The sequence below is a fragment of the Bacillus cereus group sp. BfR-BA-01310 genome (assembly GCF_022664325.1).
GTDB lineage: Bacteria > Bacillota > Bacilli > Bacillales > Bacillaceae_G > Bacillus_A > Bacillus_A paramycoides.
Window position 1 is genome coordinate 1 of sequence record NZ_JAKUHD010000015.1, and the last position, 19,851, is coordinate 19,851.

Below are 19,851 nucleotides of genomic sequence, written 5' to 3' on the forward strand. Positions count from 1 at the left end.
CTAAAAGGCATGAGCCCGGTACAATACCGGACCCATGCCCAAAAGGTTGCCTAATGAAATAATCTGTCTAACTTTATGGGGTCACTTCATTTATTGGCGACTTCAATCTTCTTATAAGATAAATATGCTAGTACACTTTTGCTTGAATCATATTTTGGATTATTCCCTTTTCTCGGTTCTCTCATATGTGTTTTTTCAAATCCAGGAATGTCAGGCATTTTCTCCAAAAATTCAAGCATCTCTTCCTCAGTTCCCTCAATACGTACACGAATCATTGTTACTATTCCTCAATTCTCATTTTCTCTGTACTAAGTATATCGTACTTCGGAAGGACTGCAAGAAATTTATCTTTTTAATGTTGAACTTTTTTTACATACGAACAGTGCCATTTCAGTATAAAACGATTCTATTTTATTATTTTCAAACTGGATTTTAAAGAATTCCTGCATTTCATTTGATGTTTTCATCATACACTCTGTTAGCTTTACGCGCTTTTGCACTGGCACATCCATCATATCGCACCACCAGTCAAAATCGAACTTTTTGTCAAAAGTAAGACATGACTGCATTTGCAAACCATGTTTTTCTAATAAAGTAATCCATTCCGTCTTTTTCAAAGCTCGTTCATGGCTCGGATCTCGCTTCTTTTCGATAAAGTTATAAAATGTATCAAATTCATTATTTTCTGGTGAAACATTATCAATTAATATAAATAATCCATTATCTTCCAATGTTCGGTTTACTTCAAAAATAAATTGCAAAGGGTCAACAAAGTGATGTGCTGCAATTCGACATGTAATTGTATCAAAGGATTCATCTGCAAATGGTAAACTCTCTGCATTTCCTGCTACAAAAGACACATTTTCATGCCCGTTCCCCTCTATAAAACCTTTTGCTTTTTCTAGCATTTTTTCTGTTAAATCAAGAGCGACTACCTCTTTAAACATAGGGGCTAGCAAATTTGCAACATGTCCCCCACCAGTAGCAATATCAAGAAGACGCGTATTATGACGAGTTTCAACTTGCTGAACTACATATTGTAAATCCGGTCCATTTGCATGAATTTTACTTTTCACATACTTTTCTGCATTACTACCAAATTGTTGTTTCACAAGCTCTTCTTTACTCATTTTTATCATCTTCTTTCTATTGTTATTTACATATACGATTCATTTAATTAATAAGTTCTCTTTACATATTTTCAAATCCTCTTTTAAACATATTTGTTACATACTCATAACGTAATTCTTGTATACAAATCGTAGTATTAGAGTGATTGATGACTTAGATTTTTAAGAGAAAATAAAAAAGGCTGTGAGAAATTATCCCACAACCTCATAAAACGCCTTTACAAAAGGGCCCATTCACATTCTTCTAAATGATGAATATTCTCTTGCAAATCCACAAAAATTTCAACTTCATTATTAGTTGCCAATCTTGCATACATTCCAAATTGATTCATACCAACCCATATCCATTCTGCTGAACCTTCAAACACTGCTTTCTTTATATGTCCTAACTTAACAAGTTCCAATCTAAGAAATTTATCCTTATTAACTGTTTGTTTATCTAATAAACCATACTCTTTTCCATTTTCTAATAACGAGATAAACTTCCCAGCGATTGGATGTTCTCGAACAATAAAATGATACTCCTTTTCATCTTTAGTCGCTACAATCAAACAGGAAACAGATACATAAAATCCAGAATTTTGCATACACATATTGATCAGCTCCTTTATTGGTTTCATAAACATCATAACAGTTTAATATTTAAATTAAGTTAATATAATGTAAAAATATAAAAGCTGATTTCCCATTAGAAATCAGCTTTTACACACTAGTAGTATTTAAATTTTTGACAAATCTTTTTATAGTGTTTCTTTTTCTTCTTCATTTCCCGACATTAAGTTCCCTATAGCATCTGCGGTAACTTCAACTACAAATTCACAAATCCCTGCTACAACTTCTCCAAATACTTCATCCATCTTACTACCCCCTTGTTTTTTGTAACCTATTTGTAGTATAGAAGATATTGGTTTATTTTAACTATCGGAAAAGGTGACATGAATATTACAAGTTTGTAAGCTATTTCAATGTATTTTTAAATTTATACTTCTACCCTTTGAAACTTTAAGTATTATTAACAACCAGATAGGTCATCATAATATAAAGCAATTAAAAATCCTAACTTAGAGGAGGCGTGTAAAATATACTACGTAAAATTAATTAAAGGTCAATCTTTCTATGCTTTTGATCATCGTTTCTTAGTCTCTCAAGAAGAAAAGGTTTCGGAGAAAATTTTTAATTACTTACGCCGTAATGAATTCTTCGAAGTACGTAAAGAAGAATATTCTGCCTAAAGTATGAAAAGCATCAAGAAATAACTCACATAATTGTGATTCATTTTTGATGCTTTTATATTATCTACCTGCATTCAACATTATTTCTCAATTCTCTTAAAATCTTATTATATATATCCAAGCTAATTCTTTGTTACCTTCATATTTTAGTATATGAGGAGGTGACGAAAATGACTCATATTATTGATTACCAAGCAACTCAGCCTATAAATAAAACTGGTGAAACAACTTTTACAATTCCCCATTCTCCAAAAAAAGCAATTCTAGCAAAAATTAAATTAAAAATTTCAAAAAGAGATTCTCGTAATAATCGAGTAGAATTAATTGCTACAGTTGGAGTTGAAGGTATAACGGGTATATCACAAATATTATTTAGAATTTTCCGTGACGACACTGAAATTTTCAACACACAAGTTGGGATTGAATCTACAGATTCTGAGCAATTCTACGCTCAAACATTTCAAGCTATAGATCAAGATGTTAGCCGCGGGACTCACAAATATTCATTAACTGTAGAAAATCTAACAAGTGCTACAAGAGCAGACGTTGTTGGCCCTTTATCTTTTAGCGGTTTAGCTATTGGACAAGATCATAAGTGTCGCTAAGTGAATGTATTGTTTAATTTTGCATTAAAAAAAGCGAGACGTAGTATATACGTTCTTGCTTTTTTTATTTTTTCTATGTTTATCTTTACTATCAATTGGTATTTAATCATAAGTTTTTTTACATTGTGAATTGCTTATTTCAGTACTTAATAAAGCGAATTTTTTACAAATCAAAAAGATTGAAATCCACTAATGAAACACGTAATATAGACTCTGACTCTAAAAAACACGTTAAAAAATAACGAATACATAAGGAGGTTTTATATACGATTTTTTAATTATAAAAGACTGCGAGGTTTTTAATTATGTGGCGTAATAAAAATGTTTGGATCGTATTAATTGGGGAGTTCATTGCTGGTCTCGGTTTATGGCTTGGTATTCTTGGTAACCTTGAATTTATGCAAAAATATGTCCCTTCTGATTTCATGAAATCAATTATATTATTTATCGGACTGTTAGCTGGCGTTCTAGTTGGTCCAATGGCTGGCCGAGTAATTGATCAGTATGAAAAAAAGAAAGTTCTTCTTTACGCTGGATTTGGTCGTGTTATTAGTGTTATTTTCATGTTTTTCGCTATTCAATATGAAAGTATCGCCTTTATGATTGCTTTTATGATTGCACTTCAAATTTCAGCAGCATTTTATTTCCCTGCATTACAATCTGTAATCCCACTCATCGTTAGTGAGCATGAGCTATTACAAATGAACGGTGTACATATGAATATCGGTACAATCGCTCGTATTGCAGGTACTTCACTAGGTGGAATTCTTTTAGTTGTAATGAGTTTACAGTATATGTATGCCTTCTCAATGGCAGCATACGCTTTATTATTCCTCTCAACTTTCTTCCTACAATTTGAAGATAAAAAAACAGCTACATTAAGCAAACAATCTGCTAAAGATAATAGTTTTATGGAAGTATTTCGTATTTTAAAAGGAATCCCTATTGCTTTTAAAGCACTTATATTAAGTATTATCCCTCTTTTATTTATAGCTGGATTCAATTTAATGGTTATTAACATTAGCGAAATGCAACATGATCCAACAATTAAAGGATTCATATATACAATTGAAGGTGTAGCGTTTATGTTAGGTGCATTCGTAATTAAACGTTTATCTGATCATTTCAAGCCTGAAAAATTACTATATTTCTTCGCATTTTGTACCGCTTTTGCACATCTGTCCTTGTTCTTTAGCGATATAAAATGGATGGCTCTTGCCTCATTTGGTTTGTTTGGATTTAGTGTTGGCTGCTTCTTCCCTATTATGTCGACAATTTTCCAAACGAAAGTGGAAAAAAGCTATCATGGGCGTCTCTTCTCATTCCGTAATATGTTTGAAAGAATTATGTTCCAAATTGTCTTACTCGGCACAGGCTTCTTCTTAGATACGATTGGATTACAGTATATGGTTCTAATTTTTGGAGCCATTTCATTGTTAATTATTTTTATTTCCCTATCTAAGCAGAAACAATTTGAAAAACAATCATCACAATCTGCGAAATTATAACATAAACATCTTGGGCATGGATCTAGTATTATACTGATCCATGCCTCTTTGTTTTATATGAACAAAACCTAATTACTATGTTCACTGTAAATATTTAAAGGATTATTCCTTCCTACTTTCGAAAACAGTATTGAAAAGATTATCTAAAAAAGGAGTTTTGGAAATGACTGCCTTCGTACAGTTATTAATGATCTTTCTTTTTGTTATAATTATGTTTAGCGTAATTAACTTTTTAGCCATTTCCCTATCTCAACATAGCGTTAAAAGAAGAATTGTTGCCGGTTTCGTATTTTTACTGTTAACTCCCATTGTCTTTCTTACTACTACAGCATTGGCTTCTATATTCGATAAAGTTGGATTTGGCGCAGCTAACCTATCCTTTAGTATTGCAGGTATTTACATTCTAAATGGAATAGCAATTCTTCTTTCCTCTACATTCATTATTAAAAAAGCATAGTGTTGATTTAAAATAAGTTAGACATATAATTTACTTAAATAGTTATTTGGCATGGATCTGGCATTTTACTGGGCCCATGTCTTTTTTTATGCCTTCCTTTTCATAATCTTCTCTCTAATTTACTAACATGGCCTTTTCAAACACAACCAATATTTTCATGTAAAATTTATTAATTCTTTATAAAAATTTAAACTTTATTCATTACAATATTCCTATCGTATTCGCACGTTTATAAATACTAATAAGAAAGGAGCACAAAATGAAAAAGTATCTACTTATTGTCCCTATACTAGTCGTTTTACTAAGTGGATGTAGTAATAATGATATATTTGGTTCTTGGGAAGTCGTTGATAATAAGAATGGTGAATGCCCTACGTATTATAAATTTGAAACAGTTGTAAAAGAAGAAAAGAAAGAAAAAATTGTTCAAAACTTAGTAGAAATGCATACAACGAATAAAAAAGAGGATTTATATAAAGGATCGTTTGTAAAAAACTCTAACGTGTATGACATTGATTATGGTAACTCGTTTACATCGGATCAATCTATAAAAGTTGTCGATAGTAAATTAAATGTATACTTTATGAATGCTGAGAAAATGTGTACATATAAAAAATTAAATGATTAACTATTAGAATTCAGCAACTTCCAAATACTACAAAAGCGCAGAATGTATTTTCTGCGTTATTTCACTTTAGACGACTTCCTCTAGAAATATATTTCTCTTTTAAATTCTTTAATTTGAATGTAAAATTATACAATAAATTAAATCACTGTGAGGTGCTTGTTTTGAGAAGCTTAAGTTCTTTAATTATATCAACAATCTGTTCAGTAACCCTTATCATATGGAACGCTCTTTCATTTTATGAAAAATACACTACAGGTAACTCATACTATTGGATTAGCGGTATATTAGGCATCGTATTCGTGTTCTTTTTTATTCAAAACTTGCGAGATTTTATTAACAAGAATTACAAAACTTCCTAAATAATATGGAATAAAAAATGTGATAGATTATCGAGTTAGCCTGTCTATTTAGCCATCCCTTTCAAAAAAATTGAAAAAATAAATGACTTGTGAAGTATGACATGTATTCCAAACATCCCTCCTCTTAATTTGTCAATCGTTTTAATTTTCTTAAAAAAATGATAAAATATAAACATGTGTTTTCAGAATAGTTAAAAACGTAGAAAGAAAGCACAGTTTTTAGGAGGGGTTTTGATGACTTACACATTAGCAACTAGAATGAAAGCATTCCAATCTTCTATATTTAGTGAATTAGGAGCTTATAAAAAAGAGAAAATTGCAGCAGGTCATAAAATGATCGATTTAAGTATCGGGAATCCTGACATGCCTCCTGCTGATTTCGTAAGAGAAGCAATGGTACATACAGCAAGTGCAAAAGAAAGTTACGGATATACGTTATCAGGTATTCAAGAATTCCACGAATCTGTAACTGAATATTATAATAATACTCATAATGTTATATTAAATTCTGATCGAGAAGTTTTATTACTAATGGGCTCGCAAGATGGACTTGTACATTTACCTATGGTTTACGCAAACCCTGGAGATATAATTTTAGTTCCAGACCCTGGTTATACTGCCTATGAAACTGGAATTCAAATGGCCGGTGCAACATCTTACTACATGCCGTTAAAAAAAGAAAATGACTTCTTACCTAACTTAAAAGATATTCCTGAAGAGATTGCTGAAAAAGCGAAGATGATGATATTAAACTTCCCAGGGAACCCTGTTCCAGCAATGGCTCATGAAGATTTCTTTAAAGAAGTTATCGCGTTTGCAAAAAAACATCAAATTATAGTCGTACATGATTTTGCTTATGCTGAATTTTATTTCGATGGCAAAAAACCAATTAGCTTCTTATCTGTACCTGGTGCGAAGGAAGTTGGCGTAGAAATAAACTCTTTATCAAAAAGTTATAGTTTAGCAGGTAGCCGTATCGGTTATATGATTGGAAATGAAGAAATTGTCGGATCGCTTACGCAATTTAAATCTAATACAGATTACGGTGTATTTTTACCAATTCAAAAAGCAGCATCTACAGCACTAAGAAATGGCGCGGAGTTTTGTGAGAAAAACCGCGGAATTTATCAAGAACGTAGAGATACTTTAGTCGATGGGTTCCGAACGTTTGGTTGGAATGTTGATAAACCAGCTGGCAGTATGTTCGTTTGGGCTGAAATACCGAAAGGATGGACTTCTCTAGAATTCGCTTATGCTTTAATGGATCGTGCAAATGTCGTTGTCACACCAGGTCATGCATTCGGTCCTCACGGTGAAGGATTTGTGCGTATTGCACTTGTTCAAGATAAAGCCGTCTTACAGCAAGTCGTTGAAAATATTAAAAATAGCGGTATTTTCTCTCTTGAAAAAGTAGATGAATTAGTTAAAAATTAATTACAACTCCCCCTGCTTAACTTTTGCAGGGGTATTATTATTAACTGGAGGTACGGTATGAAAATTAAAGATACTCTTCCCCATCGCTATCCATTTTTAATGATCGACAAAATTACAAGCGTTAAGGAATCTCAATCAGCTACAGGATACAAGCTAATTACACATAACGAGTGGTTTATTAATGAAAATCAAAACTACATGCCTCATATGTTAATTGTAGAAGCACTTGCCCAACTTAGTGCATTTGTAAGCACAAGTGAATCTGATGGATTAGGTTTTCTCTCCTCATTAGATGGAGTTGAGTTCCATGAAAAAGCATATCCTGGTGATAAACTTGACTTACATTATGAGCTAACACGTAACCGACGAGGTTTTATTCTCGGTAAAGGAATTGCATCTGTAAATGGTCAATCAATCGTTACAATTGAAAAGCTATTAATATACCAAGCTGATTAAACAGACTACATAGTTAGGGGTAGGAAAATGGAGAGTACTGTCGGTATCGATGCTGGAGGAACATTAACAAAGATTGCTTACTTTAACGAAATGAACAAATTAGCTTTTGAAAAATTTTATTCTCATGAACAAGATAAAATTATAGATTGGCTCAATAATAATAAATTAATTACGAAATTATGTATTACAGGTGGGAAAGGTGAACAACTACAAAAACTGCTTTCAAATTCATACGAGATAGTAACATTAAATGAATTCGTTGCAACGCTTACAGGTGTGCGCTATATCCTAAACGAAGAAAATCATTCTATTAACAATTTTGTTTTAACAAATATCGGGACAGGTACTTCCATTCACTACGTTGATGACAAAGAATATGTTCGCGCCGGTGGAACTGGAGTTGGCGGCGGTACAATTATGGGCCTTTCAAAGCTATTAACAAATTCAGATCATTTTGAAGACGTAATTCCTCTTACGAAAATAGGTTCAAGAAAAAGTCTAGATATTACAGTTGGAGATATTTATGGTGGTATTCTCTCTCCTATCGATAATAGCTTAACTGCTAGCAATTTCGGAAAAGCGGCCATTACAGACTCAAATTATAGTAGCTCAGATATACTAGCTACCGTTCAAGGACTTGTCGGTGAAGTTGTCACAGCATTAAGCCTTCAATTCGCCGAAGCGAAAAACATTGACCATATCGTTTACATTGGATCTACCTTATGTAATAACGTACACCTTCAAAACATTATAAGTAGCTATACAGAATATCAAAACAAAATACCAGTCTTTTTACAAGATGATGGTTATAGTGGTGCAATTGGTGCTTTACGCTATGTTACAAATTAAAAAAGCTGGCTTTTGCCAGCTTTCTATTTTTATAGAGACACTTCAAACTCAATAATCGATTCCCCATTCTCTCCAATTCGTTCCACACTAATTCTATCGATTATACAGTTCAACTTCTCATGAAAACTAGGAATCTCCTTCGCTATTTCAGCAGCTAACTCCGCGCTACTTTTTCTTCCGACTGTTACATGTGGTATGTATGGAATATCCGTTCTTAAAAATTGTAGTAAAGGGCCTGTATACAAACTAATATGCAGTTCTTCTATTTGCTCTTTCCCTCTTTCCACTTCCAAAAACAAATACTCTCTCTCGCTGCTTATTCGGCTAGCAAACTCAATTTCAATTGGCCGAATTTCTTTGGATAAATTTAAAATATGCGATTTCAGTTCATCATTTGAAATCGCACTTTCAAAGGGAAATACAATTGTTATATGTGGTCGGATTAATCCGAATAAAGGATCATGCTTTTCTCTCATACTCTCTATTTCATCAATGGGCATGTTATTTAAAAAAAGTAAAATTGTCCGCATTTTTATCTCCTTCACTCTCCATCATTTTTTTATTTTTATCATATTGCATGGTACCTTGCACTTCAACAAATTATTTCACTTGCATATAAAAAAACTTCTCAAATGAGAAGCTTTTATTTTTATATAGCATGATTACTATTCCCACGCCAAACTTTTCTAAATTTTATATAACAGGCAATTCTCCACGGAATGATATACGATACTGCAACGACGTAAAATAATAAACCAATCGTTTGTTGATCTAGATCAACAATATATTGTCTTGAACCATATCTCAAAACAACCAGCGCAATAAAAGTAATTAAAAAAGCTGCACTTTTTTTCGTATAAATATTCCCATCATCTCTTCGCTCATAATTTGTTAGAACTATAAGTGGTATAGCGAAAAGAGCACCAATGAATATCGCTATACCCACCTGTAATATAGCTGGATGTACTGGACCAAAAAGCAATAAAATACCCGGTGTTAAAAATAGTAATGGCCACAAAATACGTTTTCCTGTTCCCTTTATCGGTTTATACATAGAGCGGTAACGACGCCAAAAAATTAGCAATGCCACGCATAAAAAGACTGTTATTAGTGAAGAAGTATCTCCCATTTTCTTTACCTTCTCTCCTAAAATATTTATCTAATAATGCTTTAAACCATTTGTTCAAATGACACTTTACGAATGAATATACCACTAGTCATAATATAAACGACAATTAATCCAATTGAAATGATAGTAAAATATGGGATGTTTATTAAAGATAGATTAGTTATAGAAATTAAACTTTGTATTCCTACTTCTCCATAAAGCGCACTATTTGCTGATAAAAAAAATGTTCCACCAATCATAAGGCCAATCCACTTAAATCGTTGTTTAATAACTACTGCTACTTGAAAGAAACATGATATTGTAACATACAATAATAATTGGACAATGAACTGTTGTACTGAGTTTTCTCCTAAACTGGAATTTACAGTACTATACAATGTATTCTGTAAAAGAAACACTTGAAGGAATGAGAATAATGCTGCTTGTAATATAATATAGCAAACTGATCCAATGAAAAACTGTAATCTCGTTACTCCGAACGAAACAGCTAAACGAAATACATCATCCTGTATAATAAAGGTGCTTACTACTATAAAAAATATACTTGCAATCGAAGGGTTATTTAAAATATGTTGTAAAAACCCTTCTTTTATTCCCCTTAAATCTACTGCATTTGTTGTTCCTTTTATTAGAAACGCCACAATCCAAAATATTAAAATCGCTTTATAATGAAAATTGATATGTAACTTTAATTGCTTCATTAACATCGTCATTTCACTTCACCACCCGTTATATGAATAAATAGTTTTTGTAATGTGATTTCATCAACTATTAAGCCTGTATTTTCAATAGAATGATAATCTTCAGTAGAAAGTTCTTCCCATATAACTGCAATCCCTTTATTTCCATAAACTTCTCGATTAACAACTTTTTTATCAATTAAAAACTCATCCACTCTATCTTTTTGACCTGAAATCGTATGGCCTTGTTGTAATAAATTCTCTACTGATGATTGAACTATTAATGCTCCGTCTTTTAATATGATCACATCTTCAATAACATGGACAACTTCTTCTACTAAGTGTGTTGATAAAATAATTGTTCGAGGATGCTCTCCGTAGTCTTCCAAAAGTAAACTATAAAATAATTCCCGATGTGCCGCGTCCAAACCGGTAGTTGGTTCATCAAAAATAGTAATAGGCGCCCTGCTTGCTAGTCCTTGAATAATTCCTACAACTGTTTGCATACCGTGCGATAATTTATGGTATTTCTCTTTCGTATTAAGCTGAAATTTCCCTGCAAGTTCTTCAGCATACTTCTGATCCCAATTTTTATAAAACATGTTACATAGTTCAAAAATCTCTTTTACTTTATAACTTAAATGAGCTTCTTCTTTCACCTTTACAAAACAAATATTTTGCATCGCATTACTATTTTCAAAAATATTTTCACCAAATACAGATACACTGCCACCACTTGAAATAATCTGCCCTGCGAGTATGTTTAATAATGTAGTTTTCCCTGCTCCGTTTCTTCCAAGCAAACCATATATTTTATGCTCTTCCAATGAAATTGTTACTTCATTTACAGCTAGTTTCTTTTTATATTTTTTGGACAATTTTTTCGTTTCAAGTGCAATCATTCCTCTTTCGCCTCCTTTGTAATTTTTTGAATCATATCCATTAATTCTTCTTTAGAGATTTCTAATACTTTCGCTTCTTCCCATACTTTGGGTAAATACTCTGTCATAAAAGTATTTTGCCGCTTCTTTAATACGACTTCCTTCGCACCACTTGCAACAAACATTCCAATCCCTCTCTTTTTAAATAAAATGCCCTCATCCACTAATAGATTTACCCCTTTCGCCGCAGTTGCCGGGTTAATTTGTAGCATCTTTGCAAATTGATTTGTAGATGGAACTTGTTCTTCCTCAAGCAATATGTCCTTTAAAATATCAGCTTCGATTGTTTCTGCAATTTGTATATATATTAATTTATTTTGCTCCAGAGTTGGTTTCACAATTTCACCACCTTAGGTCCATAGGTTCATTACTTATGTAATTAACCATATCACATCATTTTATTTTTTACCATAATTTTCATAAAATAAAGAGAATCATTCGATAATGAATGACTCTCTTTCGAAAATTTTCGTATTTTCAACCTTCGTTCTCAAATCCTTTTCATTGATGCCATTTTGACAAAAGTTAAACCTCTCTCGCTTTAAAGATTTCGTTCGGTCTACTACTTGCCCTAAATGATAACTTGTGTGCTCGACTAAATGTAATAAGCTATGCAGATCAATTTCGGTTCTTCCTTTACACGCTTTTATATACTTGTTTCCCCATTCACGAAATACTTCTTCTACAATTTCCAGCAGCATTTCAGCACTTAATGACTTCGTTGGAAAGTACTCTTCAATCCCCTTTTCAAAATTTACATTTGGATTCGAGTAACGAATCGTGTTTCTTTTTACATGTTCGCAGATGTGTAATACTATACCTCCAATTGAATTAGCCTCTCCTTCTCTTTTCCACAAGTCTTCCGCGTTTAAACACTTTAGTACTTGTGTTAGCTTTGGTAAATAATGATCATACATTCTGAAATAAGAAATTTTATAAACAAGCTCCATCTTTCCCCCACCATCTCACTTAGTTTCCCGTATAGGATGTTCATCAAAAAATTGTTTCCGAAAATCTTTATTATTAACAAGCGCTACTATTTTTTCTAGATTACCGTAAAAGAAGTTCATTATGATTCCCTTATTCCATATTTGATCACCTTTCGGAAAATCATTAAATTCTTTATAAAGTATGGGCAAGAGTTCTTCTCTTTTCAGAGTAAAATTCTTAGTTTCCAGCTGAAACTCATACCCTTTCGCATTTGGTACTAAAATTGCAAGATAGATAGCATTAAAGAGAAAGTTCTTTTTCATCGTATCCTTTTCGTCAAACCAATACGTCTCAATCATATCTTCTGTTAAGTTATCGTTCTTTTTCTCACCGTATTTCACCGTGATTTTCTCATTTTTTAAGCTTAAACTTTGAGCTGTTTCACCACCAGGTAAGTTGTTAACAATCGCAGACACATCGGAATTATTTCCAACGTATGTCCACGTATATTTCTTAAAATCCGCTGGTCCAATATCTGATATTTCTTTTATTCTCCCTCCGTTAGAACAAGCAGTAACAAATAAAAAAATTGTTAGCATAACACCTGCTATTTTATTCATATAGTTCATTAGACACCCCCACTTTCTATATATAATTCGAGTAATACAATATATACATTCAAAACCCTTCAAAATATACGCATTTTAATCAAAATTAAAAATTTTCACTTTTTATGTTTACAATTATCCATTAATTGTATATACTTACTAACGTAAGAAAAATATTCTAAAAGGAGGTCGAATGAAATGATGAAATTACAATTACATGCATTAACTTTAGCGTTAGTTGCGCCTTTGTTTTTCGGACAATTAAATAGAAGTTCGACCACCCTAATGGAGAATTGAAAATCGTACATTATTTCTTTTAATTCATAAATTCGCCACAGGAGGTCGTATGCTTTCCTGTGGCTTTTTCACGCCCAGCCATAGGAGAACGTTATCTTCCTGTGGCTTTTTTGTGCGATTTTTTGGTCTCTTACATTATTTTTTAAAGAAAGGAGCAACATTTGATGACTATTAGCGTATTGTTTTTAAGTATTACGATTCAAAGAAATACTCTTTCAAATGCTGAAATTCTTCATAATGAGCAAATTGAAAAAGCTATGAACGATGTAAAGGAGCGCCAAGTGCTTTATTTTGATCACCTGTAATTCCTTTTCGAAAGGAGGAATTCGTTTATGACTTTTCATATTTTCTTTTTTACGGCGGCACTTCAGAAAAAAACTATATCTGAAGCTGAAATCTTTCGTAAGCAACAATTAAAACAAACTATGGATAAAATAACGGACATTAAAAGTTCGTATTATACACAAATGTATTAAAAATATATTTTAAAGGGGCATTATCTTAATGAAATTTAAAGCATTCTTTTTAACTATTACTATTCAAAAACGTAAACCTTCAAAAGATGAATTTTTACGTGAACAACATATCAAAAACATTATGGACGAAGTGAAAGAGCGTCAATCTTCTTATTACAATCGTCTTTACTAAATAAATTATAAAGGGGTAATATCTTAATGAAATTTAAAGCATTCTTTTTAACTATCACTATTCAAAAACGTAAACCTTCAAAAGATGAATTTTTACGTGAACAACATATTAAAAACATTATGGACGAAGTGAAAGAGCGTCAGTCTTCTTATTACAATCGTCTTTACTAAATAAATTATAAAGGGGCAAAAATCCAATGAAATTTCGAGTATTTTATTTAACGATTACCATTCAAAAAAATAAGCTATCTGAGTCTGATATGCTTCATGACCGACAAATTAAACAGGCTATGGACAACGTAAAAGAACGACAAAGTCATTACTGTAGTCACCTGTAATTCCTATTCGAAAGGAGGAATTCATGTATGAAGTTTCACCTTTTCTTTTTAACCATTACGATTCAAAAAGAGACGATATCTGAAAATGAAATAAAACAAGAGCAACAGTATAAACAGATTATAGATGAAATTCGTGATCGTAGAAGCAAGTACTACACTCACCTATAATTGTATGAAATTATTTTAGAACGAAAGGAGTCGATTATGATGTTAATTACGCACTGTAAAGAAATGATTTGGATAGTTCAGAGGGATTCCACATAGTTTATTGAGCTCATTTTATGCAAGTTTTCTGCTCGATTTGATATATAAAAAATATATAATAATATTGATTTAATACACTCTTTAAAAACAAATTACAAATAAAGATACACCACTTCAAAAGTGGTGTATCTTTATCAATATATTCTATTTCCGATTACTCCGTTTCGTCTTAAACAATCTCACTAAGTTCGAAACAACTGTTTTAGTTACCGCATAAACAGGCACTGCTAAAATCATCCCGATAATTCCCGCAAAGTTACCTACCCCTAAAATAAGGATAATAATCGTTAATGGATGGATGTTTAATTTTGAGCTCATAATACGCGGTGATATGATGTTACTTTCAAACTGCTGTACAATTGTTACAATGATAATTACGTACAGAGCTTGCATCGGAGAAACAAACAAACCTACAATGACAGCTGGTGCTGCTCCGATAAATGGACCTAAGTTTGGAATAATGTTTGTAAATGCTGCGATAATCCCTAAAACGAAAGCATACGGTAAACCGATAATTAAATAACCGATAAATGTAAAAGCACCGATAAATAAACAAACGAGCGCTTGACCTTGAATATATGCAGATAATGTTTCGTTCGTTTCCTTTATGATACGAAGTCCTTCTTCTCGGTAAGACTCTGGTAATACACTAACAGCTTTCCCTGGAAATGCATGTCCATCTTTAAACATATAAAATAAAATGAATGGTACTGTAAATATGACTAATGCAACGTTCGTGATAATACCAAATAAAGCCGTTGCACTCGACGTAATAGTATTTGGTATTTCCTTTAAGTATTCAATCGCATTTTTTTCAATCGCTTCAATGGAAACGTAGTTTTGAGTAGATAACCATTCAAATAGCCTGTGATGGGATAAATCTTGTATGTATACCTTTCCCTCTTTTATATATGTCGGCATATTTTTTACTAAATCCATTAACTGTTGTGAGATGGTTGGAACGACTACTCCAATAGCAACCCCAGTTAATGTAATGATAAAAAGGTACAGCAGTAAAATCGCTAAACTTCTAGGTACTTTTTTATTCTCCAAGAAAACTAACACAGGGTTAAATATGAAGTATAAAAATAGCGCGATTAAAATTGGGAAAAATAATGTTGATATGAAGATACCAATCGGTTGAAATAGAAACGATATTTTCGTGCAAATAAATATGATTCCTACAACCATCAGCACTTCTAATGTCCAAAAGTGCACTTTCGATTTCAAAAAAACGTCCTCCTTTAAACTAGCACTTCTCTCCATTGTACCAAAATAAACATGAATTTTACATAATATTTTCCTTTACAATATTCCAAAATATCATTAAATACACTACAATGAGATTACAAACAAATTTGCAGGTAAAGGTGATAAAAATGACACAATGCATCATTTGCAGAAAAGATACGAAAGAACTAAGTGAACAATATGTCATCCCAGAGATATTATGTGGATATTATTTCACAAACTCAATTTGTGATTCCTGTCATGAACATATGACAACAAATGTTGATCGTCCTTTAATTAGGCATAAATTAAGTCAATATAAGATTGAGCAAATGAAAAAGCAAATCGACTCCCCTCTCTATACGAATGAACATGGTGAGGAGCTGGCAGCTGCTGAGACGGATGTTGTCGAAGTAAGTGATGAAATACTTTATTCCAATGCATTAATTATGAAACTATGTAAAAAGCACGATATTTCTCTGCATAATGAAATTTGGAAAGAAGAGCGTGTAACAAAAGTAGCAAGTTCTATTCAACGTGAATTACTTTTAGATAATCGTAAGTATAAAATGAGTGTATTAAAAATGGCGTATACTTTCGCTGTACAAACAATTGACGGCTACTTTGAAGATCCAGATGCGATTAATATTTCTACCATTCTATCGAATGCCGATTTCATGGAGTTAAAGGAAAAGAGTATTGTCCGTGACTTAAGCAAAAGCTCTTTATGGAATACATTAAATACAAAGAGTGATAACCATTACTTTATTTTACTTAGCGATAAAGATGGCCTATTCTGCTTCATTCGTCTATTTGATATTTTTGATATTGTCGTTCATTTATCAGAAAAGAGATATGATCTTCCATCACCAATTGTCGGAGTGAATAATGTTGACAAACAAGAGTTTTATGTAGAAAATTTAAAACAGTATATGGATGGGCTATTTAAAGAAACTGCACCTTCTATTTAATCCACATAAGAACATACGGTCTCCTTTCTTGTTGAAAAGACACTGTGTTATAATAAGTATGAAAAGAACAATACAATCACATAAAACAATTAAAAACTGTATATAAATAAAAAAGACTAGTGTGCGGCTACACACTAGTCCACGTAACTAAGCAGATTGGATTGTTCATTTATCCTATTTGTTTCGTACAAACACAACAACCCACATTCTATAGGCATAGGTGGGTTGTTATTTTTTGAGCTTGTCAATTAAAACGACAATAAACGTTAACAATGCAACGAGAAACAGTCCACCTTGCAGTAGCAACGCAATTTCACTCACGTATTATCACCCCCCTCCTACTCGGAGAAGTGATAATTGAACAACCAACCGTACCATAAGTTACCTCTTAATTTTACCATATTTTTTAATTATTTACGATGAAAACCCGCAAGCTAGTAAGCTGCGAGTTTTTTATTTCTCATTATTTTTTATGTGGAAAAAATCTCTTTCTGTTTAAATATAGTCTCTGTTTCTAAAATCATTCGAGGTAAGAAGACATGAATTGTATCTGTTAATACGTCTGTTTTTAATTATATCCTTTACTCCCCTTATTAAGAAAGTATACAGTTATTCACTCTACTGTTTGTTGTCGATATAATTTCCTTTACTATTCCGCATCATAAAAACTCCTTCTATAATGGAAGGAGTTAATGAGCCACTACTATTTTATTAACCACGATTCATATATGGTCCTTTATTTTTATCGATTACTATTATGTTATTATTTTTAATACAATTGCCGAATACACCAAATGCACGATGATATTTTGGGGATTTACTCATGTTTTAACTTTTCCATAACCGCATCATAAAATTTCCGCTCATCATCAACATTTAAATGGACACGACTTACCGTTTTAGAAAATCCGTATAACAACTGCGCTTTCATCGGCTCTTTTAACATTATTTCAAAAGTTGCAGGTTCTTTTATAAATTCCATAACAGTTGCGTCAAGAACCTCTTTCTCTTCTTCTTTCGTTAATGGTTCTCCTTTATAAAACTCAATGTTATCAATTTGTGTAAATGGTATAACGATTTTCTTTCCTAATCCAATTTGAATGATCACTTTTTCTTCCGCAACGATAATTGGATTTTTACGCATTGCTTGTATTTCAGCTAAAAAATAAAATATCGCATATATGTTTAAGATGAATAATATCCAAGCTATAACTGGATTCCATTGATGAAGTAAATAATGAAAACCGATACTTTCAATTACTGTTGCATGAATAATCATGATATACACACCGATTGCACCAGTCTTTTTATGATAAGAGTATGCGAATTCACCTTTTGGTACTTTTTCACGCCATGACAAAAAAGCATAATAAAGTAATTTACACTCTGAAAGAATGACATTCACCGCTGTACTTCTTTTCATAGTAGTATCAAATGCTTTATCAATCGCATATGAAAATGATGCATACTCTTTTTTATATTCTTTATATATTCTTATTATTTTAGGAAGAACTTTTATAATTTTATATAGAAGGAATAATTCAAAGGCTACAAAAGCTACTTCTCCTGCGACTATTATATAAGATACATAGGAAAAAGCTTGTAAATAATCGCTTGGAATAATAAATCTCGCAAATATATATCCAGCAATAACTACAGGAAACACATACTTTAACGAATATCTTTTTCGTATAATAAAGAAATATGTGATAACTGGAATTACGAACATAAAATCTAATAATGAACCGAGCACTACTTCTTTTGGAGCAGCTGGTACAATGGGAATGGCATACAATAAATAGTTTGACAACACAATTAAGGATGTGAGCCCGATCCAAATACCTTTTCTCCTTCGCGAAATGGATAAATTCATACGTTCACTCCTCTATTTAAAAACCTCATTTAAATGCTCTTTATAAAATGAAATGGCACGTTCAAATTCTTTTACCTCATCTACTTTCACAACAGTTTCTAACAGTAATTTCATCGCTTCTTCATGATCTTTTACATTGTATTTTGCAATTGATAAAAATACTTTCATCACGTCATTGTCTGGAAATTTATTCAGCCCTGCTTCTAATACGGCAATCGCTTTATCGTATTCTCCTATACAACGATACGTACTGCCAAGACCTATATAAGCACCACAAAGTGATTCACCTTCAAGGCCATTCGCAATCGCTTGTTCATAATACGGAACAGCTTCCGTTTCAAGCCCCATTACATCATGTATCCAAGCACATTGGTAAAGTACTTCTGCATCTCTCGTAAAGTTTGTTAACCCTATTAGTATCTCTCTAGACTGCGCATATTTCTTTTCATTTTTTAATTTAATAGCTTGCTTTAATAATTGTTCCATAGGATCCACTCCTCACAATTGTTCATTATGTATATCCAATGGCATTATCAATCACATTTATTACATAGTATGCGGCTTCATCTCTTTCTAAAATCGTAAATTTACAAAGCTGTAATGCGATTGCATAAGTGTTCTAATCTACTTACAATTTCTTTGGCTGTTTCGTCTTTTCCATTACATAGCTTTACATCACCATTTTCTCCTATAACATGATGCACAGCTCCGCGAGAATATAAAGAATGCGGTGAGTTTGCTACCATTACACTTGCTTTTGCATCGTTCATTCTTTTATTCGCTCTTTCGATTAGTTCCTCTTCATTTACATCACTTTCAAGTTTAAAGCCAACAAGTATCGTTTCTGGATCCCAGTTCTTTATTTGTTTTAATACTTTTGGTGCTTTTTGAAAATGAATAATTGGTGCGATATCACTTGAAATCTTTCCGTTCATATTAAGAACAGTTCCATCTTGATCACAGATTTTTTCAACAATCCAATCTGAGCCCGCAGCAGCCATAATAACTGCATCAATTTTTTCATGTGTAATAATACTTTTCATCTTATCTTGTAAATCAATAATCCCCTCAAATGGATGCAATTCTAATTGGTTATTTACATCGCCTGGCTTCTCAGCAAAATAGCCATGTAAATATATAACATGTGCTCCTTTTGCCATTAGCTCTTCCGCAAGAATTCTTCCAATCGTACCTTTTGCTAAATTAGTATGTCCTCGTACTTGATCCCATTTTTCTAGACAACCACCGCTCGTAATTAATACCTTTTTCCCCTTCATCATAACCA

At 32.3% G+C, this 19,851-nt stretch carries 31 protein-coding genes and 1 pseudogene; 16 read left to right on the plus strand and 16 right to left on the minus strand.

Annotation, left to right across the window (positions count from 1 at the left end; genetic code table 11):
* Positions 1-86: 86 nt before the first annotated feature.
* The 3 genes from MR109_RS22150 to MR109_RS22160 all read right to left on the minus strand — a co-directional run bounded on the left by MR109_RS22150 (position 87) and on the right by MR109_RS22160 (position 1,717).
* The gene (locus tag MR109_RS22150) at positions 87-275 is read right to left on the minus strand and encodes a DUF3970 family protein (RefSeq protein WP_002013371.1); all 189 of its coding nucleotides are present in this window, start codon (positions 273-275) and stop codon (positions 87-89) included.
* 69 nt (positions 276-344) lie between these two features.
* On the minus strand, positions 345-1,130 hold the full coding sequence (locus MR109_RS22155; protein WP_025150880.1) for a class I SAM-dependent methyltransferase: 786 nt from the start codon (positions 1,128-1,130) through the stop codon (positions 345-347).
* A gap of 218 nt (positions 1,131-1,348) precedes the next feature.
* Entirely contained in the window at positions 1,349-1,717 is a 369-nt protein-coding gene (locus MR109_RS22160) for a hypothetical protein (protein WP_242273954.1), read from the minus strand.
* Positions 1,718-2,209: 492 nt separating this feature from the next.
* Between MR109_RS22160 and MR109_RS22165 the strand changes: the two genes are divergently transcribed.
* The 9 genes from MR109_RS22165 (at position 2,210) to coaW (ending at position 8,658) form a co-directional block, all read left to right on the plus strand.
* Positions 2,210-2,362: a YqbF domain-containing protein gene (locus tag MR109_RS22165; RefSeq protein ID WP_071719564.1), complete on the plus strand. Its 153-nt coding sequence runs from the start codon at positions 2,210-2,212 to the stop codon at positions 2,360-2,362.
* Positions 2,363-2,532: 170 nt separating this feature from the next.
* Positions 2,533-2,967, plus strand: a complete 435-nt coding sequence (exsC, locus tag MR109_RS22170) for an exosporium protein ExsC (RefSeq protein ID WP_098474466.1) — start codon at positions 2,533-2,535, stop codon at positions 2,965-2,967.
* 305 nt (positions 2,968-3,272) lie between these two features.
* Positions 3,273-4,475: an MFS transporter gene (locus MR109_RS22175; protein WP_242273898.1), complete on the plus strand. Its 1,203-nt coding sequence runs from the start codon at positions 3,273-3,275 to the stop codon at positions 4,473-4,475.
* Positions 4,476-4,638: 163 nt separating this feature from the next.
* Positions 4,639-4,932 (plus strand): hypothetical protein, encoded by a 294-nt coding sequence (locus MR109_RS22180; protein ID WP_048371129.1) that lies wholly within the window; start codon positions 4,639-4,641, stop codon positions 4,930-4,932.
* Between the two features lie 259 nt (positions 4,933-5,191).
* A complete protein-coding gene (locus MR109_RS22185) occupies positions 5,192-5,560 on the plus strand; it encodes a hypothetical protein (RefSeq protein WP_242273899.1) in 369 nt (122 codons plus the stop codon).
* Positions 5,561-5,721: 161 nt separating this feature from the next.
* Positions 5,722-5,919 (plus strand): hypothetical protein, encoded by a 198-nt coding sequence (locus tag MR109_RS22190; protein ID WP_071719277.1) that lies wholly within the window; start codon positions 5,722-5,724, stop codon positions 5,917-5,919.
* Between the two features lie 234 nt (positions 5,920-6,153).
* Positions 6,154-7,353, plus strand: a complete 1,200-nt coding sequence (locus MR109_RS22195; RefSeq protein WP_242273901.1) for an LL-diaminopimelate aminotransferase — start codon at positions 6,154-6,156, stop codon at positions 7,351-7,353.
* A gap of 57 nt (positions 7,354-7,410) precedes the next feature.
* Positions 7,411-7,809 carry a 3-hydroxyacyl-ACP dehydratase FabZ family protein gene (locus tag MR109_RS22200; protein ID WP_098474470.1) on the plus strand — a complete coding sequence of 133 codons (399 nt, stop codon included), beginning with the start codon at positions 7,411-7,413 and terminating at the stop codon, positions 7,807-7,809.
* Between the two features lie 27 nt (positions 7,810-7,836).
* A complete protein-coding gene (coaW, locus tag MR109_RS22205) occupies positions 7,837-8,658 on the plus strand; it encodes a type II pantothenate kinase (protein WP_048371133.1) in 822 nt (273 codons plus the stop codon).
* 29 nt (positions 8,659-8,687) lie between these two features.
* On the opposite strand, the gene MR109_RS22210 is transcribed toward coaW, so the two are convergent.
* The 7 genes from MR109_RS22210 to MR109_RS22240 all read right to left on the minus strand — a co-directional run bounded on the left by MR109_RS22210 (position 8,688) and on the right by MR109_RS22240 (position 12,967).
* Positions 8,688-9,188 (minus strand): 2'-5' RNA ligase family protein, encoded by a 501-nt coding sequence (locus MR109_RS22210; protein WP_242273902.1) that lies wholly within the window; start codon positions 9,186-9,188, stop codon positions 8,688-8,690.
* Positions 9,189-9,307: 119 nt separating this feature from the next.
* Positions 9,308-9,787, minus strand: coding sequence for a CcdC family protein (locus MR109_RS22215; protein ID WP_071719272.1), 480 nt, complete (start codon positions 9,785-9,787; stop codon positions 9,308-9,310).
* Positions 9,788-9,828: 41 nt separating this feature from the next.
* On the minus strand, positions 9,829-10,500 hold the full coding sequence (locus MR109_RS22220) for a DUF4052 family protein (RefSeq protein WP_242273904.1): 672 nt from the start codon (positions 10,498-10,500) through the stop codon (positions 9,829-9,831).
* On the minus strand, positions 10,497-11,369 hold the full coding sequence (locus tag MR109_RS22225; protein WP_178939686.1) for an ATP-binding cassette domain-containing protein: 873 nt from the start codon (positions 11,367-11,369) through the stop codon (positions 10,497-10,499). The genes MR109_RS22220 and MR109_RS22225 overlap by 4 nt, the downstream gene beginning before the upstream one ends.
* The gene (locus MR109_RS22230) at positions 11,366-11,746 is read right to left on the minus strand and encodes a GntR family transcriptional regulator (protein ID WP_025150867.1); all 381 of its coding nucleotides are present in this window, start codon (positions 11,744-11,746) and stop codon (positions 11,366-11,368) included. The genes MR109_RS22225 and MR109_RS22230 overlap by 4 nt, the downstream gene beginning before the upstream one ends.
* Before the next feature lie 96 nt (positions 11,747-11,842).
* Positions 11,843-12,358 carry a DinB family protein gene (locus MR109_RS22235; protein WP_071719270.1) on the minus strand — a complete coding sequence of 172 codons (516 nt, stop codon included), beginning with the start codon at positions 12,356-12,358 and terminating at the stop codon, positions 11,843-11,845.
* A 15-nt stretch (positions 12,359-12,373) separates the two neighbouring features.
* A complete protein-coding gene (locus tag MR109_RS22240; RefSeq protein WP_002172377.1) occupies positions 12,374-12,967 on the minus strand; it encodes a DUF4825 domain-containing protein in 594 nt (197 codons plus the stop codon).
* 440 nt (positions 12,968-13,407) lie between these two features.
* On the opposite strand from MR109_RS22240, the gene MR109_RS22245 reads away from it, so the two are divergent.
* Genes MR109_RS22245 through MR109_RS22270 form a run of 6 tightly spaced genes read left to right on the plus strand, consistent with a single transcriptional unit; the run spans position 13,408 to position 14,396 of the window.
* Positions 13,408-13,548, plus strand: coding sequence for a YrzI family small protein (locus tag MR109_RS22245; RefSeq protein ID WP_002172379.1), 141 nt, complete (start codon positions 13,408-13,410; stop codon positions 13,546-13,548).
* A gap of 27 nt (positions 13,549-13,575) precedes the next feature.
* Positions 13,576-13,719 carry a YrzI family small protein gene (locus tag MR109_RS22250; RefSeq protein ID WP_025150865.1) on the plus strand — a complete coding sequence of 48 codons (144 nt, stop codon included), beginning with the start codon at positions 13,576-13,578 and terminating at the stop codon, positions 13,717-13,719.
* 28 nt (positions 13,720-13,747) lie between these two features.
* The gene (locus MR109_RS22255; RefSeq protein WP_002172381.1) at positions 13,748-13,891 is read left to right on the plus strand and encodes a YrzI family small protein; all 144 of its coding nucleotides are present in this window, start codon (positions 13,748-13,750) and stop codon (positions 13,889-13,891) included.
* 26 nt (positions 13,892-13,917) lie between these two features.
* A complete protein-coding gene (locus MR109_RS22260) occupies positions 13,918-14,061 on the plus strand; it encodes a YrzI family small protein (protein WP_002172381.1) in 144 nt (47 codons plus the stop codon).
* 26 nt (positions 14,062-14,087) lie between these two features.
* A complete protein-coding gene (locus MR109_RS22265; protein ID WP_002172383.1) occupies positions 14,088-14,228 on the plus strand; it encodes a YrzI family small protein in 141 nt (46 codons plus the stop codon).
* 27 nt (positions 14,229-14,255) lie between these two features.
* Positions 14,256-14,396, plus strand: coding sequence for a YrzI family small protein (locus tag MR109_RS22270; RefSeq protein WP_002172384.1), 141 nt, complete (start codon positions 14,256-14,258; stop codon positions 14,394-14,396).
* A gap of 240 nt (positions 14,397-14,636) precedes the next feature.
* On the opposite strand, the gene MR109_RS22275 is transcribed toward MR109_RS22270, so the two are convergent.
* Entirely contained in the window at positions 14,637-15,722 is a 1,086-nt protein-coding gene (locus tag MR109_RS22275) for an AI-2E family transporter (protein ID WP_002172385.1), read from the minus strand.
* Positions 15,723-15,871: 149 nt separating this feature from the next.
* Between MR109_RS22275 and MR109_RS22280 the strand changes: the two genes are divergently transcribed.
* The gene (locus MR109_RS22280; RefSeq protein WP_048371149.1) at positions 15,872-16,693 is read left to right on the plus strand and encodes an HNH endonuclease; all 822 of its coding nucleotides are present in this window, start codon (positions 15,872-15,874) and stop codon (positions 16,691-16,693) included.
* A 228-nt stretch (positions 16,694-16,921) separates the two neighbouring features.
* Here the strand turns inward: MR109_RS22280 and MR109_RS22285 are convergent, their stop codons facing one another.
* From MR109_RS22285 to MR109_RS22305, 5 genes and pseudogenes are all read right to left on the minus strand, one after another.
* Entirely contained in the window at positions 16,922-17,014 is a 93-nt protein-coding gene (locus MR109_RS22285) for a putative holin-like toxin (RefSeq protein WP_001289319.1), read from the minus strand.
* Between the two features lie 396 nt (positions 17,015-17,410).
* A pseudogene (locus MR109_RS22290) lies at positions 17,411-17,518 on the minus strand (DNA mismatch repair protein MutT); the annotation flags it as partial.
* Complete coding sequence (locus MR109_RS22295; RefSeq protein WP_242273905.1) at positions 17,511-18,566, minus strand: hypothetical protein; 1,056 nt, start codon at positions 18,564-18,566, stop codon at positions 17,511-17,513. The gene MR109_RS22295 and the pseudogene MR109_RS22290, both read right to left, overlap by 8 nt.
* Before the next feature lie 12 nt (positions 18,567-18,578).
* The gene (locus tag MR109_RS22300) at positions 18,579-19,052 is read right to left on the minus strand and encodes a tetratricopeptide repeat protein (RefSeq protein ID WP_025150861.1); all 474 of its coding nucleotides are present in this window, start codon (positions 19,050-19,052) and stop codon (positions 18,579-18,581) included.
* A 101-nt stretch (positions 19,053-19,153) separates the two neighbouring features.
* Positions 19,154-19,843, minus strand: a complete 690-nt coding sequence (locus MR109_RS22305) for a phosphopantothenoylcysteine decarboxylase domain-containing protein (RefSeq protein ID WP_048371156.1) — start codon at positions 19,841-19,843, stop codon at positions 19,154-19,156.
* Positions 19,844-19,851 lie beyond the last annotated feature (8 nt).

What these genes read in the sequence shown, in the direction of transcription:
- MR109_RS22225 (WP_178939686.1), bottom strand. Translation starts at nt 11,369, where the DNA reads ATGATTGCACTTGAAACGAAAAAATTGTCCAAAAAATATAAAAAGAAA.
- MR109_RS22210 (WP_242273902.1), bottom strand. Translation starts at nt 9,188, where the DNA reads ATGCGGACAATTTTACTTTTTTTAAATAACATGCCCATTGATGAAATA.
- MR109_RS22175 (WP_242273898.1), top strand. Translation starts at nt 3,273, where the DNA reads ATGTGGCGTAATAAAAATGTTTGGATCGTATTAATTGGGGAGTTCATT.
- MR109_RS22280 (WP_048371149.1), top strand. Translation starts at nt 15,872, where the DNA reads ATGACACAATGCATCATTTGCAGAAAAGATACGAAAGAACTAAGTGAA.
- MR109_RS22270 (WP_002172384.1), top strand. Translation starts at nt 14,256, where the DNA reads ATGAAGTTTCACCTTTTCTTTTTAACCATTACGATTCAAAAAGAGACG.
- MR109_RS22260 (WP_002172381.1), top strand. Translation starts at nt 13,918, where the DNA reads ATGAAATTTAAAGCATTCTTTTTAACTATCACTATTCAAAAACGTAAA.
- MR109_RS22240 (WP_002172377.1), bottom strand. Translation starts at nt 12,967, where the DNA reads ATGAACTATATGAATAAAATAGCAGGTGTTATGCTAACAATTTTTTTA.
- MR109_RS22150 (WP_002013371.1), bottom strand. Translation starts at nt 275, where the DNA reads ATGATTCGTGTACGTATTGAGGGAACTGAGGAAGAGATGCTTGAATTT.
- MR109_RS22245 (WP_002172379.1), top strand. Translation starts at nt 13,408, where the DNA reads ATGACTATTAGCGTATTGTTTTTAAGTATTACGATTCAAAGAAATACT.
- MR109_RS22155 (WP_025150880.1), bottom strand. Translation starts at nt 1,130, where the DNA reads ATGAGTAAAGAAGAGCTTGTGAAACAACAATTTGGTAGTAATGCAGAA.
- MR109_RS22250 (WP_025150865.1), top strand. Translation starts at nt 13,576, where the DNA reads ATGACTTTTCATATTTTCTTTTTTACGGCGGCACTTCAGAAAAAAACT.
- coaW (WP_048371133.1), top strand. Translation starts at nt 7,837, where the DNA reads ATGGAGAGTACTGTCGGTATCGATGCTGGAGGAACATTAACAAAGATT.
- MR109_RS22300 (WP_025150861.1), bottom strand. Translation starts at nt 19,052, where the DNA reads ATGGAACAATTATTAAAGCAAGCTATTAAATTAAAAAATGAAAAGAAA.
- MR109_RS22195 (WP_242273901.1), top strand. Translation starts at nt 6,154, where the DNA reads ATGACTTACACATTAGCAACTAGAATGAAAGCATTCCAATCTTCTATA.
- MR109_RS22220 (WP_242273904.1), bottom strand. Translation starts at nt 10,500, where the DNA reads ATGACGATGTTAATGAAGCAATTAAAGTTACATATCAATTTTCATTAT.
- MR109_RS22200 (WP_098474470.1), top strand. Translation starts at nt 7,411, where the DNA reads ATGAAAATTAAAGATACTCTTCCCCATCGCTATCCATTTTTAATGATC.
- MR109_RS22160 (WP_242273954.1), bottom strand. Translation starts at nt 1,717, where the DNA reads ATGCAAAATTCTGGATTTTATGTATCTGTTTCCTGTTTGATTGTAGCG.
- MR109_RS22265 (WP_002172383.1), top strand. Translation starts at nt 14,088, where the DNA reads ATGAAATTTCGAGTATTTTATTTAACGATTACCATTCAAAAAAATAAG.
- MR109_RS22305 (WP_048371156.1), bottom strand. Translation starts at nt 19,843, where the DNA reads ATGAAGGGGAAAAAGGTATTAATTACGAGCGGTGGTTGTCTAGAAAAA.
- MR109_RS22235 (WP_071719270.1), bottom strand. Translation starts at nt 12,358, where the DNA reads ATGGAGCTTGTTTATAAAATTTCTTATTTCAGAATGTATGATCATTAT.
- MR109_RS22185 (WP_242273899.1), top strand. Translation starts at nt 5,192, where the DNA reads ATGAAAAAGTATCTACTTATTGTCCCTATACTAGTCGTTTTACTAAGT.
- MR109_RS22295 (WP_242273905.1), bottom strand. Translation starts at nt 18,566, where the DNA reads ATGAATTTATCCATTTCGCGAAGGAGAAAAGGTATTTGGATCGGGCTC.
- MR109_RS22180 (WP_048371129.1), top strand. Translation starts at nt 4,639, where the DNA reads ATGACTGCCTTCGTACAGTTATTAATGATCTTTCTTTTTGTTATAATT.
- exsC (WP_098474466.1), top strand. Translation starts at nt 2,533, where the DNA reads ATGACTCATATTATTGATTACCAAGCAACTCAGCCTATAAATAAAACT.
- MR109_RS22215 (WP_071719272.1), bottom strand. Translation starts at nt 9,787, where the DNA reads ATGGGAGATACTTCTTCACTAATAACAGTCTTTTTATGCGTGGCATTG.
- MR109_RS22255 (WP_002172381.1), top strand. Translation starts at nt 13,748, where the DNA reads ATGAAATTTAAAGCATTCTTTTTAACTATTACTATTCAAAAACGTAAA.